Raw genomic sequence first — 15,498 nt, 5'->3', positions numbered from 1 at the left:
TCTTTAAATTCCGTCCCGTGAGGCGGGGAAGGGGGGCTCGGTTAATGGGAACGCGAACGGTGCTCGAAGGCGCTGAAATCTCGCGTGCGCTGACCCGAATCTCGCACGAAATCATCGAGGCCAACAAGGGCGTCGAGGGGCTCGTTCTCGTGGGCATTCCGACCCGCGGCAGTCACCTCGCCCGACGCATCGGTGACATCATCTCGCGCATCGAAGGCGTCGAGGTGCCCGTCGGCAGCCTCGATGTCACGATGTATCGCGATGACCTGGCACAGCACCCCACGCGCGCACCGCACCCCACCGAGATGCCGGTCGCCGGTATCGACGGCGCAACGGTCATGCTGGTCGACGACGTGCTGTACTCCGGTCGTACCGTGCGCGCCGCGCTCGATGCGCTGAACGATCACGGGCGGCCGCAAGTGGTGCGCCTCGCCGCGCTGATCGACCGCGGTCACCGCGAGCTCCCGATTCGCGCGGACTACATCGGCAAGAATCTGCCCAGTGCGAAGCACGAACGCATCGCGGTGCGGCTCGAGGAGCACGACGGGGTCGACGAGGTCACCATCGCTGCGGAGATCACCATCCCCGATGACGGTCGCGCGAGCGTGGAGCCCGGGGCGAGCACGGAGCCCACCGCATGAGGCACCTGCTCGATACCCGGAGCCTGTCGCGCGACGAGGCGATTCTCATTCTCGATACCGCTGAAGACATGGCGGCGACGCAGCAGCGCGAGATCAAGAAGCTCCCCACCCTGCGCGGCAAGACCGTCGTGAATCTCTTCTTCGAAGATTCGACGCGCACCCGCATCTCGTTCGAGGCTGCCGCGAAACGTCTGAGCGCCGACGTCATCAACTTCAGCGCCAAGGGATCATCGGTGTCGAAGGGCGAATCGCTCAAAGACACGGCGCAAACCCTGCAGGCGATCGGTGCAGACGGTGTGGTGATCCGCCACCCCGCTTCGGGTGCACCGGCGAAGCTCGCGAGCAGCAACTGGATCGATGCCGGGGTGCTCAACGCCGGCGACGGCACGCACGAACACCCGACGCAGGCGCTGCTCGACGCGTTCACGATGCGCCGGAGACTGTTCGGCGATGCGAGCCGTGGCCGCGACCTCGATGGGGTGTCCGTCGTGATCGTGGGCGACATCGCCCACTCGCGGGTCGCTCGGTCGAACCTCTGGCTACTCACGGCGCTCGGCGCCCATGTGAGCTTTGTCGCCCCCGAGACGCTGCTGCCGTACGGCGCCCGCGGGTGGCCCGTGACCGTGCACCACTCTTTCGACGCTGCGCTGCGCGAGGAGCAGCCCGACGTCGTCATGATGCTGCGCATCCAGAGCGAACGCATGCACGCTGCCTTCTTCCCGAACGAGCGTGAGTACGCCCGCATTTGGGGCCTCGACGACGCGCGATTGGCGGCGCTGACCGAACGCGCAATCGTGATGCATCCCGGCCCCATGAACCGCGGACTCGAGATCTCGTCGAGCGCAGCCGATTCGGTACGGTCGACCGTGCTCGAGCAGGTCGCCAACGGTGTCTCGGTGCGCATGGCGGCCCTCTATCTTCTACTTTCCGGCGAACGAACGGAGCAGGCATGACCGACACGACCTCAGGAATTCTCATCCGCGGAGCCCGTCTGGCTGCCGCACTGACGCAGCGCGGGCAGCAGGTTTCCGACGCGGCGGCGGTGGATCTGCGCATCGCCGACGGCGTCATCGTCGAGCGCGCGACCCAGGCCGCGGGCGGTCTCGAGCCCCGCACCGGCGAGCGCGTCATCGACGCGGAAGGACTCGTTGCCCTCACCGGCCTGGTCGACCTGCACACCCACTTGCGCGAGCCCGGGTTCGAGCAGTCGGAGACGGTGCTCACGGGCACGCGCGCGGCCGCTGCGGGCGGCTTCACGAGCGTCTTCGCGATGGCCAACACGTTGCCGGTGCAAGACACGGCGGGCGTTGTGGAGCAGGTGCAGGCGCTCGGCGAAGCGGCGGGCTACGCGACGGTGCGCCCCATCGGTGCGGTCACCGAAGATCTCGCGGGGGAGCGCCTCAGCGAGATCGGTGCGATGGCCGACTCGCGCGCCACCGTGCGCGTGTTCTCCGACGATGGCAAGTGCGTGCACGACCCACTGCTCATGCGCCGGGCCCTCGAATACGTGAAGACCTTCGACGGTGTCATCGCGCAGCACGCGCAAGATCCCCGCCTGACCGAGGGGTCCCAGATGAACGAGGGCGCGCTGTCGAGCGAACTCGGGCTGAAGGGATGGCCTGCGGTCGCCGAGGAGTCGATCATCGCCCGTGACGTGCTGCTCGCCGAGCACATCGGTGCACGCCTGCACATCTGCCACCTCTCGACGGCGGGCTCGGTTGAGGTGATTCGCTGGGCCAAGGCCCGCGGGGTGCAAGTGACGGCTGAAGTGACGCCGCATCACCTGATTCTCACCGAGGAGCTCGCGCGCAGTTACGACGCCCGGTACAAGGTGAATCCGCCGTTGCGTCGCGAGGAAGACGTGCGCGCTCTGCGTGCGGCTATCGCCGACGGCATCATCGACATCATTGCGACCGACCACGCGCCGCATCCGGTCGAGGCGAAAGACTGCGAATGGGACGCCGCGGCATTCGGCATGGTGGGCCTCGAGTCCGCCCTGCCGATCGCGCTGCTCACCCTCGTGCAGGAGGCGCACGCGAGCTGGGCCGAGCTCGAGGTGCTGCTCTCGCAGCGCCCAGCCGAGATCGGCCGACTCGAGGGGCACCCAAGCGCCCTGGAAGCGGGCCAGCCCGCCGACCTCGTGCTCGTCGACCCGAACGGTCTGAGCACGTTCTCGACCGACCACCTGCGCGGTCAGAGTGTGAACTCGCCGTTCCTTGGTATGGAGCTGCCCGGCCGGGTCGCCTACACCGTGCGTCGCGGGTATCTCACAGTCGACGACGGGGAGCTCGTCGCCCCCGAAACCGTAGCTGCCGCAGGAGCCGCCCGGTGAGCCGCGGCACCTTTGCGATCATCATGATCGCCATCGCGGCAATCATTCTGCTCGGCATGTGGCTCGGCTGGCGCGCGCGAGCACGTCGCCACGGCGGCTTCGCCGAGCACGGCGCGGCGCTGGTCGGCGCAGTGCTCGCCGAGTTTCCGCACGCGAGCTACGTCTCGACGACCCCGATCGGTGCACCGCTCGAACGGCTCTCGATTCCGGGCCTGCGCTACAAGGGCTTCGCCGACCTCGCCATCCGCGCCGACGGCGTCACGGTCGCGGTGACCGGCGAGTCGCCCGTGCACCTGCCTGCGAATCGAGTGCTCGGCGCCGGCGTCGCGAGCCGCCGCGTCGGCAAGGCGGTCGAGCGCGATGGCCTGTCACTGCTGCAGTGGCAAGCCACCGACGGACGCGAGGTCGAATCGAGCTTCCGCTTCACCGATCCCGCCGAACAGGTGCGCTTCGAGCGCGCCATCGCCGCACTCTTTCCGGCTGCGCTGGCCGACTCAGCTGCGCCGGCTTCTCAGACCCATACCCCTTCCCACACCACCCAGGAGGATGCGTGACCACGAACACGACCGAAGAGACGGCAACCGCCGTGACGCCCGAAGGCGTCACCGTGCCCCCGGCTGCGGCGGTGCCCACGGGCAGCGCTGTGCTGGTGCTGGAAGACGGCCGACGATACGTGGGACGCGCTTACGGGGCGACCGGGCGCACGCTGGGCGAGGTCGTGTTCTCGACGGGCATGACCGGATACCAGGAGACGCTGACCGACCCGTCCTACGCCGGGCAGATCGTGCTCATGACGGCACCGCACATCGGCAACACAGGCGCAAACGACACCGACATGGAGTCGCGCAAGATCTGGGTCGCCGGGTTCATCGTCCGTGACCCCGCGCGGCGGGTGTCCAACTTCCGCGCCGAGCGCTCGCTCGACGAGGACTTGGTGAACGACGGCGTCGTGGGCATCTCGGGTGTCGATACGCGTGCGATCACCCGTCACATCCGCTCGGCCGGTGCCATGCGCGCGGGCGTGTTCTCGGGCGCGGATTTCGATCTCTCTGATGAGGCGCAGCTCGAGCTCGTGCGCGAGCAGGAGTCGATGGCCGGCAAGAACCTCTCCGAGGCCGTGACGACGCCGGAGCGCTACGACGTTCCGGCGGCCGAGGGCGTCGACCGCGTCGGCTCCATCGCGGTGCTCGACCTCGGTATCAAGCGAGCCACGGTGCAGTACCTGTCGGAGCACGGCTTCGACGTCATCGTGCTGCCCGCTTCGACTTCGCTTGAGGAGATCCGCACGATCGCGCCCGACGCGCTGTTCTACTCGAACGGGCCCGGCGATCCTGCAGCGAGCGATGCGCAGGTCGTCGTGCTGCGCGAACTGCTGCGCGACGGCGTGCCCTACTTCGGCATCTGCTTCGGCAACCAGCTGCTGGGTCGCGCACTCGGCTTCAGCACCTACAAGCTGCCGTTCGGGCATCGCGGCATCAACCAGCCCGTGCTCGACAAGCGCACCGGTCGCGTCGAGATCACCGCCCAGAACCACGGCTTCGCCGTCGACGCGCCCATTGAGGGCGAAATTGACGCGCCCGAGGGCTTCGGTCGCGTGCAGGTGAGCCACTTCAGTCTCAACGACCAGGTCGTCGAGGGCCTCGAGTGCCTCGACATCCCCGCGTTCTCGGTGCAGTACCATCCCGAGGCGGCCGCCGGCCCGCACGACGCGTTCTACCTCTTCGATCGATTCCGCGCTTTGGTCACCGAGCGCAAGACCACCGCCACGGAGGCCTAAAGACATGCCCAAGCGTTCAGACATCAACTCCGTTCTCGTCATCGGTTCGGGCCCGATCGTCATCGGTCAGGCCTGCGAGTTCGACTACTCGGGCACCCAGGCGTGCCGGGTGCTCCGCGAGGAGGGCGTGCGCGTCATCCTCGTGAACTCCAATCCGGCGACGATCATGACCGATCCCGACTTCGCCGACGCGACCTACGTCGAGCCGATCACCCCCGAGGTCATCGAGTCGATCATCATCAAGGAGCGCCCCGATGCGATCCTGCCGACGCTCGGCGGCCAGACGGCGCTCAACGCGGCGATTGCACTGCACGATCTCGGCATCCTCGAAAAGCATGGCGTCGAACTGATCGGCGCCAAGGTCGACGCGATTCAGCGCGGTGAGGATCGCCAGATCTTCAAGGAGCTCGTGCTCGAGTCGGGTGCCGACGTGGCACGCTCGCACATCGCCCACACGATCGAAGAGGCGAAGGAGTTCGCCAAGGATCTGGGCTACCCCCTCGTGGTCCGTCCCTCGTTCACCATGGGCGGCCTCGGTTCTGGCTTCGCCTACACCGAAGAAGAGCTCGTGCGCATCGCCGGTGACGGCCTCCACTACAGCCCGACCACCGAGGTGCTCCTCGAAGAGTCGATCCTGGGCTGGAAGGAGTACGAGCTCGAACTCATGCGCGACACTGCCGATAACACGGTCGTCGTCTGCTCGATCGAGAATGTGGACGCCGTGGGCGTGCACACGGGCGACTCGATCACGGTCGCGCCCGCACTCACGCTGACCGACCGCGAGTACCAGAAGCTGCGCGACATCGGCATCGACATCATCCGCCGCGTGGGCGTCGACACCGGCGGCTGCAACATTCAGTACGCCGTCGACCCCGTGACCGGCCGCATCATCGTGATCGAGATGAACCCGCGCGTCTCGCGCTCGTCGGCGCTCGCATCGAAGGCCACCGGCTTCCCGATCGCGAAGATCGCCGCGAAGCTTGCGCTCGGTTACCGTCTCGATGAGATTCCGAACGACATCACGCAGAAGACTCCGGCGAGCTTCGAGCCGTCGATCGACTACGTCGTCGTGAAGACGCCGCGCTTCGCGTTCGAGAAGTTCCCCGCCGCCGACGACACGCTGACCACCACCATGAAGTCGGTCGGTGAAGCGATGGCCATCGGCCGTAACTTCACGACGGCGCTGCAGAAGTCGCTGCGCTCGCTCGAGAAGCGTGGCACCTCGTTCCACTGGGGCGCAGAGACCCGCCCGGTCGCCGAGATCCTCGAAATCATCAAGCGCCCGACCGACGGCCGCATCGTCGACGTGCAGCAGGCGCTGCGCCTCGGCGCGACCATCGAGCAGGTGTTCGAGTCGACCGCGATCGACCCCTGGTTCCTCGACCAGATCCAGCTCATCAACGAGGTCGCGGAGGCCGTGAAGCAGGCGCCGCAGCTCACGCTCGAGGTGTTGCGCGAGGCGAAGGATCACGGTTTCTCGGATGTGCAGATCGCTGCGATCCGCGGCGTCTCGGAGTCCGAGATCCGTGGCCTGCGTCACGGGCTCGGCCTCCGCCCCGTCTTCAAGACGGTCGACACCTGCGCGGGCGAGTTCCCGGCGCTCACGCCTTACCACTACTCGTCGTACGACTTCGAGACCGAGGTCGCGCCGAGCGACCGCAAGAAGGTCGTCATTCTCGGCTCCGGCCCGAACCGCATCGGCCAGGGCGTCGAGTTCGACTACTCTTGCGTGCACGCGTCGTTCGCGCTGTCGGACGCGGGCTACGAGACGATCATGATCAACTGCAACCCCGAGACGGTGTCGACGGACTACGACACGTCGGATCGCCTGTACTTCGAGCCGCTGACGCTCGAGGACGTACTCGAGGTCATCCACGCCGAGCAGGCGTCGGGCGAACTGCTGGGCGTCGTCGTGCAGCTCGGCGGGCAGACGGCCCTCGGGCTCGCGCAGCCGCTGAAGGATGCCGGGATCCCGATTCTGGGCACCACGCCCGAGGCGATCGACCTGGCCGAGGAGCGCGGAGCATTCTCGCGCATCCTGGAGCGCGCGGGCCTGCTCGCGCCGCGCAACGGCACGGCGATCGACGAAGAGGGTGCGATTCGCATCGCCGAAGAGATCGGCTACCCCGTGCTCGTGCGCCCGTCGTTCGTGCTCGGCGGCCGCGGCATGGAGATCGTCTACGACACCGAGTCGCTGCACGGCTACTTCGGTCGCATCGAGGGCCACGCTCTCGTGGGCCCCGGCCACCCGCTGCTCGTCGACCGCTTCCTCGATGACGCGATCGAGATCGATGTCGATGCGCTCTACGATGGCGAGCAGCTGTACGTCGGCGGCGTGATGGAGCACATCGAGGAGGCCGGTGTGCACTCGGGCGACTCGAGCTGCACCCTGCCGCCCGTCACGCTCGGCCACGACCAGATCGCCCAGGTGCGCGAGGCCACGCTCGGCATCGCCGAGGGCATCGGGGTGCGCGGGCTGCTCAACGTGCAGTTCGCGATTGGCCAGGGCGTGCTCTATGTGCTCGAGGCCAACCCGCGCGCGTCGCGCACGGTGCCGTTCGTGTCGAAGGCGCTCGGGATTCCGCTCGCCAAGGCCGCCTCGCGCATCATGGCGGGCGAGAGCATCGCCGAGCTCATCGCCGCGGGCCTGCTGCCCGAGCGCGACGGCTCACGCGCCCCGATCGACGCACCGATCGCGGTGAAGGAGGCCGTGCTGCCGTTCAAGCGCTTCCGCACGAACGAGGGCCTCGTGGTCGACTCGCTGCTCGGGCCCGAGATGCGCTCCACCGGCGAGGTCATGGGCATGGACCGCGACTTCCCGACCGCGTTCGCGAAGAGCCAGTCGGCCGCCGGCAGCGAGCTGCCGCAGAGCGGAACCGTGTTCCTGTCGGTTGCGGATCGCGACAAGCGCTCCATCGTGCTCCCCGCGCTGCGGTTGCAGGAGCTCGGCTACCGCATTCTCGCGACGCAGGGCACCCAGGTGGTGCTCGGCCGCAACGGCATCGATTCCGAGGTCGTGCGCAAGCACAGTGCCGGCGCCGACGGCGACACGATCGTCGACCTGATCAACCGAGGCGAGATCGACATGATCATCAATACGCCGTCGGGCAGCTCGGCGCGTGCCGATGGCTACGAGATCCGCGCCGCAGCCGTGGCCGCGGACAAGCCGATCTTCACGACGGTGTCTGAGCTGTCGGCCGCGGTCGGGGCGATCTCGGCCCAGCGCGTCGGGTTCGACGTGAAGTCGCTGCAGGAGTACCAGGCCGACCGTGACGCGGCACTCGTCCGCTGATGACGTCGACGACATTCGGTGACCGGCTCGCGGCGGAGTTCGCTGCGGGCCGGCACCTGTGCGCCGGCATCGACCCGCATGGGCCGTTGCTCAACGCCTGGGGCGTGTCGGATGATGCGGCGGGAGCCGAGCGCATGGGGCGCGACGTGGTCGCTGCCGCTGCCGGGGTCGCGGCCTGTGTGAAACCGCAGATCGCGTTCTTCGAGCGTTTCGGTTCGGCGGGTTTTGCGGCGCTCGAGCGGGTGTTCGCCGATGCGCGCGACGCCGGCGTGCTGGTCGTCGCCGATGTGAAGCGTGGCGATATCGGGTCGAGTTTCGGTGCGTACGCCGACACCTGGTTGGCGCCGGGATCTCCGCTCGAGGCCGACGCCATGACGGTGGTCGCGTATCAGGGCTTCGGCACACTCGAGGGCGCGCTTCGTCACGTGACCGCGCACGGCAAGGGTCTGTTCGTGCTCGCAGCGACCTCGAACCCTGAGGCGGTCGACGTGCAGCGTGCGCGCCGCGCCGACGGCCGTACGGTCGCTGCGGCGATGGTGGCCGATGCGGAGGCCTGGAACGCCGAACACTCGGTGTCTGGCGCAGCTTTGATCGGCTCCGTCGGCGTCGTGCTCGGAGCGACGCTGGACCTCTCGGGTTTCGAGATCGAGACCGCTGAGCGGCCAGCTGGGCCGGCGCTGCCGGTGCTGGCTCCGGGGTTCGGACACCAGGGTGCGCGTATCGAGGAGGCGGCAGAAATTTTCGGCGGTATCGGGCACGCGCTGCTCGCGAACGAGTCCCGAAGCATTCTGCAGGGCGGCCCAGACGGGCTCCGTGACCGCATCCTGGAGCGCGCTGGGGCGATCCGCTTCGCGTTGAGCGGCGAAGCGGCCTAGGCTGTAACCCGACTACGCAACGAATGCGCACAGGGATATCAGGGGAGTGGACTGTTGACGACGAGTGAACGGACGATGCCGGAGGTGGATCGCGTTGCGGCCAATCGAGCCGCCATCGCGGCACGCCAGGCCCGTGCCGAGTTGAAGCGCCGTCTCCGCTCCGGCGAGGTGTCCCCGTTCCGCGTGATGGAGCAGTCGCGTGTGCCGGGCACCCCGGCTTCGTCCCTGCGCATTACCGATTTCCTCCTCTCGTTTCCGGCGATCGGGGCGGTGAAAGCGGAGCGCGTGCGCGACGATCTCGGTATCTCCGAGCGCAAGCGTCTCGGCGGTCTCGGCAAGCTGCAGCGCGACCGCCTCGAGTCGTTCGTGCGGGATCGCACCGGCACCGTTCGCGTCGGCCCTCGTCCGCCGCTGACGGTGTTGGCCGGTCCGACGGCTGTCGGCAAGGGCACGGTCGCGACGTATATCCGCGAGCACTTCCCAGAAGTGAAGCTCTCGGTCTCGGCGACGACCCGCGCCCCGCGACCCGGTGAGGAGCACGGCCGCCACTACTACTTCGTCGACGATGAAGGTTTCGACCGGATGCTCGCTGCGGATGACCTCCTGGAGTGGGCGACGGTGCACAACCGGTCCCGGTACGGCACTCCGCGTCGCCCGGTCGTCGAGGCTGCAGAGCGCGGCGAGCTGATGCTCCTCGAGATCGATTTGCAGGGTGCGCGTCAAGTGCGCGCGAGTATGCCGGAAGCCCGCCTGGTGTTCCTTGCTCCGCCGAGCTGGGACGAGCTGGTTGATCGTCTGGTCGGTCGCGGCACCGAGGACGAGGAAGAGCGTGCACGTCGTTTGGAAACGGCGAAGGTCGAACTCGCGGCGGCCGATGAGTTCGACGAGATCATCGTGAACGACGAGGTGCCGCGCGCTGCAGCGCGGCTCGTGGAACTGATGCGCGGGGACGAGGGCGACCGGTAACGGCGCCCCTGCGGCCAGCCGCAGTGTCACCGCGACCACCACCCGCTAGGGTGATGGTGTGCATTCGAGCCTGATCATCGCCGCCTCGCACGTCGCGAGCATCGGTCTCGCCGACGCGATGGCTGAGGTGACGACGCTCGACCCCAAGCAGTTCTTGGGTATTCCGCTCGCGCTGGTGGGGGCGGCGCTGCTCGCGTTCGGCGCGCAGTATCAGTCGCGCGGACTCAACAAGGTCGAGCGTATCACCGGAGAGAGTGCCGGCTCGGGACTCTCGTTCCGCCATGTCGCAAACCTGCTGCGTCGCCCCTCGTGGGTCGTCGGCACGCTGTTCCTGGGGCTCGCGGTGGTGTTCCAGATCGGATCGCTGTCGTTGTCGCCGTTGATCATTGTGCAGCCGATCGGCGTCGTGGGGCTCGTGATCACATCGATCCTGAACTCTCGCGTCAGCGGCGTGCAACTGGGCAAGCGCGTGCGGTGGTCGATCGGCCTCGCCGTGCTTGGCATCGTGGTCTTCGTCTCCATCGCGGCGTTCACGGCCTCCGATCAGACCGTGACCGATACGAAATTGATCGAGATTCTGATCACGTTCGGCGTCGTCTTCGCACTGATTCTCGCGCTCTTCATCGGGTTCCGTCATCGCAGTGTCGCATTGATCTACATCGTCGGTGCCGGCGTGCTCTACGGCTTCGTCGCCACCTTTGCGAAGGCCGTCATCGGTCGGCTGCAGCAGGGGGAGTTTGAGTGGCTCACCTGGGTCTGCGTCGCGGCGCTGCTCGCGGGCGCACTCATGGGCATGGTCTTCGTGCAGAACGCCTATTCCTCCGGTCCGCCAGATCTCGTGGTCGCGGGGCTGACCGTGATCGACCCCATCATTGCCGTGTTGATCGGCATCGTCGTGCTCGATGAGGCGGCGGGCGCCCCCGCCTGGGCCAGTGTCGCCTTCGTCGTCTCGGGCGCGGTTGCGGTCATCGGAGTCGTCGGCCTCGCGAAGTTCCATCCGCAAAGCGGCGCGTCCGCGCTCGAGACGGACGAAAGCAATTCTACGAACGCGTAATGTCGCGAATGCGTCCGTGTTCGAGGCGCAACCGGCGCTTCGCTCGCTTCGCGACCGCCGAGTCATGGGTGACCGCGATGATCGTGAGTCCCTCGGCGTTCAGCTGCTCAAGCAAGCCGAGAACTTCGTCGCGCATCGACTCGTCGAGATTTCCCGTGGGCTCGTCGGCGAGCAGCACGTGCGGTTGCGCGACCAGCGCGCGAGCAATCGCAACCCGCTGCTGTTGACCTCCCGAAAGTTCCATCGGCCGGTGCTCGCCGCGCTCGGCGAGGCCGACTCTCGCGAGGGCGGCGCCAACGCGCGCAGCGCGGTCTGCGGTTGAGATGCCCCGACCCTCGAGCGCGGTGTCTACATTCTCGCTTGCGGTCAACGTGGGAAGCAGATTGAACGACTGGAAGACGAATCCGATGCGTTCTTTGCGCACTCTCGTGAGCTCAGCATCCGAGAGATGCGAGAGGTCGGTGCCATCCAGGGTGATCGTGCCGGAGGTGGGGCGATCCAGCGCCCCCAAGAGCTGGAGCAGCGTCGACTTGCCGCCGCCGGTCGGGCCCTGAATGGTGGCGAACTCGCCGGTGGCGATGTCGAGGTCGAGACCGCTCACGGGGGTGATTCGCTGACCTTTCTTCTCGTACTGCCGGGTGATGCCCGAAAGCCGGTAGATGGGGGCGCGATTCGAATCCGGTGATGCGGACACGGCTGTCTCCGTGGTGGTGAGTGACATGGTGCTCCTCAGATGTGCAAGTGGTGTGGTCGGTGGGTCACGCTACGGCGCGGAGCGCCTCGACGGGGCTGAGTCGGGCTGCGCGCCACGACGCGAAGGCGCCGGCGAGCAAGCCGCCGAGCAGACTCAGGCCGAGCGCAGCGAGCACGACCCAGAGGGTGACCGGCGCGTGCAGCACGATGTCCGCCGTGTTCGAAGCGGTCTCGCCGAACCCGCCTCCTCCGCCACCGAAGCCGCCCATGGCGCCGGCGGCATCGCCGCTCGAGGCGCTCCCCGCTGCGTCGGATCCGGGCATGCCGCCGCCTTGCATGCCACCACCCTGCATGCCGCCTCCGGTGCCGGGGCCACCGGTCGAGCCCGACCCCGTCGTTGCCGCCTGCAGCGTGGGGGAGATCAGGTTGATGACGCCGATCGCTCCCAGGCCGAGCACGAGTCCTGCTGCGCCGCCGATGAGCGCCTGAATGCCGGATTCTCCGGCGAGCTGGCCGATGATGCGTCCGTTCGACCAGCCGATGGCCTTCAGCGTGCCGAACTCGCGCGTGCGTCGTGCGACGCCGGCACCGGTGAGCAGCACGGCGATCGCCAGGGCGACGGCCAGCACGATGATCGAAAGCCACGTGCCGAGGCTGCCGATGAGCGATGACGCGCTCGCCAGCGAACCCGAAACCTGTGCTGCAAGGTCGGCCTGCGAGTTCACCGTCGCGTCGGGCAGGGCGCTCTCGATTTCCGCCTGCACGCCGTCGATCGACGAGGAGTCATTCGCGACGACGTACACCGTCGACACGACATCGTCGGAGTCAGAGAGGGTGCGGGCGGTGCCGAGCGGCAGAAAGACGTTGGCCGCGGCATCGGCGTCAGTGCTGGTCGATGCCAGCACGCCGACGATCTCGACGGAGTCCGAACCGACCTCCAGGGTGTCGCCGACCGCGAGATCTTGGGCGGTCGCGTAGCTCGCATCGACGACGGCGACGAGAGCGTTGGCGTCATCCGCGGTGAGTGCCCGCCCGTCGGTGATTTCGGTCGCCGAGAGGGGCCCGACATCGGTCGCTGCGGGATCGACGCCGAGCACGCTGAAGCTGTCGACGCCGAACGAACCGCCGCCGAAGCCGCCCCCGCCCCCGCCTCCGCCGAAGCCGCCGGGTGCGCCCTCCGCTGCATCACCGGTCGCGGCTTCACCGGCGGCCTGCCCGCTCGTCTGCGACATGTCGGGGAGTTCGCCCGAGAACGAGGTGTTGGTCAGGCTGAGCGTGCCCGTCGCGACCGAAACGTCATCCAGTTCGGTGATGGTGCTCACCGCCGAGGCATCGAGCGTGCCGCGACCCGGCTGCGTCATGAGGTTCGACTGCGCGACCCGCGTCGTGCCATCCTCATCGGTGTCTCCCGACTCGGAGCCGAAGTCGAAGCGCGGACCGCCGCCTCCCTGGCCGGGCTCCGCCGCTGCACCCGTAACGGTGAGGTCGGTGCCCACGCCGGTCACCCCCTCGAGTGCTTGCGTCTGCGCCTGCTTGATGCCGGTGGAGAGAGAAGACACGACGATCACGAGAGCGATCGCGATGGCCAGGCCGACGGCGACGACGATCGTTTGACGGCGTCGGCCGAGCAGCTCGCTGCGGAGCATGGTCCAGTACATGGAGGTCCTTTCAGTTGCTGCTGCGAGTCTCGCGGCTGTCAGACTCATGCGCGTCACCCCGTAGGGTGCACCTGGGTACTGCATCTGCGGTATGCGGATCTGCCGCGCCAGGTGGATGCCTCCCATAGGAATCACGGGCACACTGGTGCTCGTGTCGGTTCTCCCTGTTTCCTCTGCGCCCGCCTCGCACGATGCTCGGGCGCTCCGTGGTGGTGATGCGAACTGGCGGATCGAAGTAGCCGTCGTCGGTGTGGTCGTGATCGCAGGGGTGCTCTCCGCACTCCCCGCGCTGCGCGGGTTCGCCGGGAGTACTGGATTCTTCGGTTTCCCCGGTGCCATGGGAACTGCAGGGTCGCCGAGCGGGTTCGGACCACCCGGGGGCGGTCGGGGGATCGAGCTTCCCGTGTGGTGGGATCTCGCGCTGGTCGCACTCATCTGTGTGTCGGCAGGAATTCTTGCGTTGCGCCTCCGCTGGCCAGTGTTTGTGCTCGGCGCAGCACTCATCCTGTTCTTCGTCGCCAGTGGGCTCGGATGGCCGACGCTCGGGCCCATGCTCGCGCTCGCGATCGCCGCCTACAGTCTTGCCTCGCACTCGGAGCGGATCGTCACGGCGGTCACGGTCGGGGTGAGCGCGGGGTGGATTCTGGTGATCAGCTTCGCGGTCATGGACTGGCAGTCGTCGGATCCGCGGCTGCTGCAGGCCGCCGCGGCAGCTGCGATCGCCGGTGCGCTCGGCGACAGCGCGCGGTCGCGCCGCGAACTGTTCGAAGCCGCAACGGAACGCGCACGGCGCGCAGAGGAGACCCGTGAAGCCGAAGCCTCGCGTCGCGTCTCCGAAGAACGACTCAGAATCGCGCGTGACCTGCACGACACGGTGGCCCACCAAATCTCGGTCATCAGTCTGAACGCCGGCGTCGCATCGAGCGCACTCCGCACACGACCGGAGCGCGCAGAGTCGGCGCTGGGCACGATCCGCAGTTCAGCGCGCGGAGCGCTCTCAGAAATCGGCGAGTTGCTCAGGCATCTTCGCTCAGAGGAGATCGCAGCGTCGGGTGAGGCGGCTGACCGTGGTATCGAAGCGGTGCCAGACGCGCCGCAACCCGGGATCGCGCGCATCCCGGCGCTCGTGAGCGACCTTCGTGTCGGCGGCTGTGAGGTGCACTCGGCGATCACCGGTGCAGCATCGTCGGTACCGGATGCGGTCGGAGTGGCCACCTATCGGATCGTGCAGGAGGGGCTCGCGAACGCGCAGAAGCATGGCGCAGACGGGCCGGTCGAGTGCTCCATCGGCATCTCCACATCGCACGTGTCGGTGCGCATCACGAACGCCGTGCCGACCGAACCGCGCCGGGACGTACACAGCGCCCCCGCGTGGAGCGGTTACGGACTCGTCGGCATTCGCGAGCGGGCAGCGGCGCTCGGCGGCAGCGTTTCAGCGGGGCCCGTCAACGGAGGGATCACCGACGAAGCCGGTGGCGAGCGTTACGTGCTTGAGGTGCGTCTCCCCGTGCAGGGGGCACGCGCATGACCGCGGGCCCGACGATTCGCGTTGTCGTGGTCGACGACCAGATGCTCATTCGTCAAGCCGTAAGCGACATTCTCGATGGGCACCCCGATATCGCGGTGGTGGGCGTGGCTGCCAACGGGGCCGAAGCTGTGGAACGCACGGCGATCCTGCGCCCCGATGTCGTGCTCATGGATATTCGGATGCCTGTCGTCGACGGGATCGCCGCGACCGAGCAGATCTGCGCTGACCATCTGAACGCAGCGACGCACGTGCTGGTGCTGACCACCTTTGAAGAAGACGCCTACGTGGTCGCCGCACTTCGCGCCGGTGCGAGCGGGTTCATCGGCAAGGGGTCGGAGCCCGATGACATTGTGCGCGCGGTGCGATCGGTGCACGCGGGGGAGGCGCTGCTCTCACCGGTTGCGACGCGAAGCCTCATCACGCGGTACGTGATGCCCGCGGCCCCGCGCGCCGACGTTGCGGCTGCCCCTGAACTCGCGCTGTTGACGGAGCGCGAACGTGAGGTGCTATTGCTCGTCGCGCGCGGTCGCTCGAATCAGGAGATTGCCACGTCGCTGGTCATCTCGCCGCACACGGCGAAGACGCATGTCAACCGCATCATGTCGAAAGTGCACGCACACGACCGCGCGCAGCTCGTCATTCTCGCCTATGAGACCGGACTGCTGAGCCCCGGAGGCTAGGC

At 67.7% G+C, this 15,498-nt stretch carries 13 protein-coding genes; 11 read left to right on the top strand and 2 right to left on the bottom strand.

What is annotated here, in order from left to right; genetic code table 11:
- Positions 1-44: 44 nt before the first annotated feature.
- From pyrR to ACZF5Y_RS08550, 9 genes are all read left to right on the top strand, one after another.
- The gene (pyrR, locus tag ACZF5Y_RS08590) at positions 45-641 is read left to right on the top strand and encodes a bifunctional pyr operon transcriptional regulator/uracil phosphoribosyltransferase PyrR (protein ID WP_497532221.1); all 597 of its coding nucleotides are present in this window, start codon (positions 45-47) and stop codon (positions 639-641) included.
- Entirely contained in the window at positions 638-1,594 is a 957-nt protein-coding gene (locus ACZF5Y_RS08585) for an aspartate carbamoyltransferase catalytic subunit (protein ID WP_497532220.1), read from the top strand. The genes pyrR and ACZF5Y_RS08585 overlap by 4 nt, the downstream gene beginning before the upstream one ends.
- A complete protein-coding gene (locus ACZF5Y_RS08580; protein WP_497532219.1) occupies positions 1,591-2,973 on the top strand; it encodes a dihydroorotase in 1,383 nt (460 codons plus the stop codon). Before ACZF5Y_RS08585 ends, ACZF5Y_RS08580 begins: the two co-directional genes overlap by 4 nt.
- On the top strand, positions 2,970-3,527 hold the full coding sequence (locus tag ACZF5Y_RS08575; RefSeq protein WP_497532218.1) for a PH-like domain-containing protein: 558 nt from the start codon (positions 2,970-2,972) through the stop codon (positions 3,525-3,527). The genes ACZF5Y_RS08580 and ACZF5Y_RS08575 overlap by 4 nt, the downstream gene beginning before the upstream one ends.
- 53 nt (positions 3,528-3,580) lie before the next feature.
- Positions 3,581-4,750, top strand: a complete 1,170-nt coding sequence (gene carA / locus ACZF5Y_RS08570; protein WP_497535319.1) for a glutamine-hydrolyzing carbamoyl-phosphate synthase small subunit — start codon at positions 3,581-3,583, stop codon at positions 4,748-4,750.
- Between the two features lie 4 nt (positions 4,751-4,754).
- Positions 4,755-8,042, top strand: a complete 3,288-nt coding sequence (gene carB, locus ACZF5Y_RS08565) for a carbamoyl-phosphate synthase large subunit (protein ID WP_497532217.1) — start codon at positions 4,755-4,757, stop codon at positions 8,040-8,042.
- Entirely contained in the window at positions 8,042-8,917 is an 876-nt protein-coding gene (gene pyrF / locus ACZF5Y_RS08560) for an orotidine-5'-phosphate decarboxylase (protein WP_497532216.1), read from the top strand. The genes carB and pyrF overlap by 1 nt, the downstream gene beginning before the upstream one ends.
- Positions 8,918-8,992: 75 nt before the next feature.
- A complete protein-coding gene (gmk, locus tag ACZF5Y_RS08555) occupies positions 8,993-9,883 on the top strand; it encodes a guanylate kinase (RefSeq protein ID WP_497535318.1) in 891 nt (296 codons plus the stop codon).
- Positions 9,884-9,941: 58 nt separating this feature from the next.
- Positions 9,942-10,937 (top strand): DMT family transporter, encoded by a 996-nt coding sequence (locus tag ACZF5Y_RS08550; RefSeq protein WP_497532215.1) that lies wholly within the window; start codon positions 9,942-9,944, stop codon positions 10,935-10,937.
- Here ACZF5Y_RS08550 and ACZF5Y_RS08545 read toward each other — a convergent pair.
- Together ACZF5Y_RS08545 and ACZF5Y_RS08540 are read right to left on the bottom strand one after the other, a co-directional pair.
- Positions 10,924-11,658: an ABC transporter ATP-binding protein gene (locus tag ACZF5Y_RS08545; protein ID WP_497532214.1), complete on the bottom strand. Its 735-nt coding sequence runs from the start codon at positions 11,656-11,658 to the stop codon at positions 10,924-10,926. The genes ACZF5Y_RS08550 and ACZF5Y_RS08545 overlap by 14 nt on opposite strands.
- Positions 11,659-11,695: 37 nt before the next feature.
- Positions 11,696-13,288 carry an FtsX-like permease family protein gene (locus ACZF5Y_RS08540; protein ID WP_497532213.1) on the bottom strand — a complete coding sequence of 531 codons (1,593 nt, stop codon included), beginning with the start codon at positions 13,286-13,288 and terminating at the stop codon, positions 11,696-11,698.
- Between the two features lie 151 nt (positions 13,289-13,439).
- On the opposite strand from ACZF5Y_RS08540, the gene ACZF5Y_RS08535 reads away from it, so the two are divergent.
- Both ACZF5Y_RS08535 and ACZF5Y_RS08530 read left to right on the top strand, forming a co-directional pair.
- Positions 13,440-14,816: a sensor histidine kinase gene (locus ACZF5Y_RS08535; RefSeq protein WP_497532211.1), complete on the top strand. Its 1,377-nt coding sequence runs from the start codon at positions 13,440-13,442 to the stop codon at positions 14,814-14,816.
- Complete coding sequence (locus ACZF5Y_RS08530; RefSeq protein WP_497532210.1) at positions 14,813-15,496, top strand: response regulator transcription factor; 684 nt, start codon at positions 14,813-14,815, stop codon at positions 15,494-15,496. Before ACZF5Y_RS08535 ends, ACZF5Y_RS08530 begins: the two co-directional genes overlap by 4 nt.
- The last annotated feature ends 2 nt before the right edge of the window (positions 15,497-15,498 follow it).

This window comes from Leucobacter sp. WKLB1 (assembly GCF_059696215.1).
This window is presented reverse-complemented; position numbering and strand designations above follow the sequence as displayed.

Excerpts from the sequence above, each read along its gene's own strand:
- pyrR (WP_497532221.1), top strand. The coding sequence starts at position 45 with ATGGGAACGCGAACGGTGCTCGAAGGCGCTGAAATCTCGCGTGCGCTG.
- ACZF5Y_RS08585 (WP_497532220.1), top strand. The coding sequence starts at position 638 with ATGAGGCACCTGCTCGATACCCGGAGCCTGTCGCGCGACGAGGCGATT.
- ACZF5Y_RS08580 (WP_497532219.1), top strand. The coding sequence starts at position 1,591 with ATGACCGACACGACCTCAGGAATTCTCATCCGCGGAGCCCGTCTGGCT.
- carB (WP_497532217.1), top strand. The coding sequence starts at position 4,755 with ATGCCCAAGCGTTCAGACATCAACTCCGTTCTCGTCATCGGTTCGGGC.
- pyrF (WP_497532216.1), top strand. The coding sequence starts at position 8,042 with ATGACGTCGACGACATTCGGTGACCGGCTCGCGGCGGAGTTCGCTGCG.
- gmk (WP_497535318.1), top strand. The coding sequence starts at position 8,993 with ATGCCGGAGGTGGATCGCGTTGCGGCCAATCGAGCCGCCATCGCGGCA.
- ACZF5Y_RS08545 (WP_497532214.1), bottom strand. The coding sequence starts at position 11,658 with ATGTCACTCACCACCACGGAGACAGCCGTGTCCGCATCACCGGATTCG.
- ACZF5Y_RS08540 (WP_497532213.1), bottom strand. The coding sequence starts at position 13,288 with ATGTACTGGACCATGCTCCGCAGCGAGCTGCTCGGCCGACGCCGTCAA.
- ACZF5Y_RS08530 (WP_497532210.1), top strand. The coding sequence starts at position 14,813 with ATGACCGCGGGCCCGACGATTCGCGTTGTCGTGGTCGACGACCAGATG.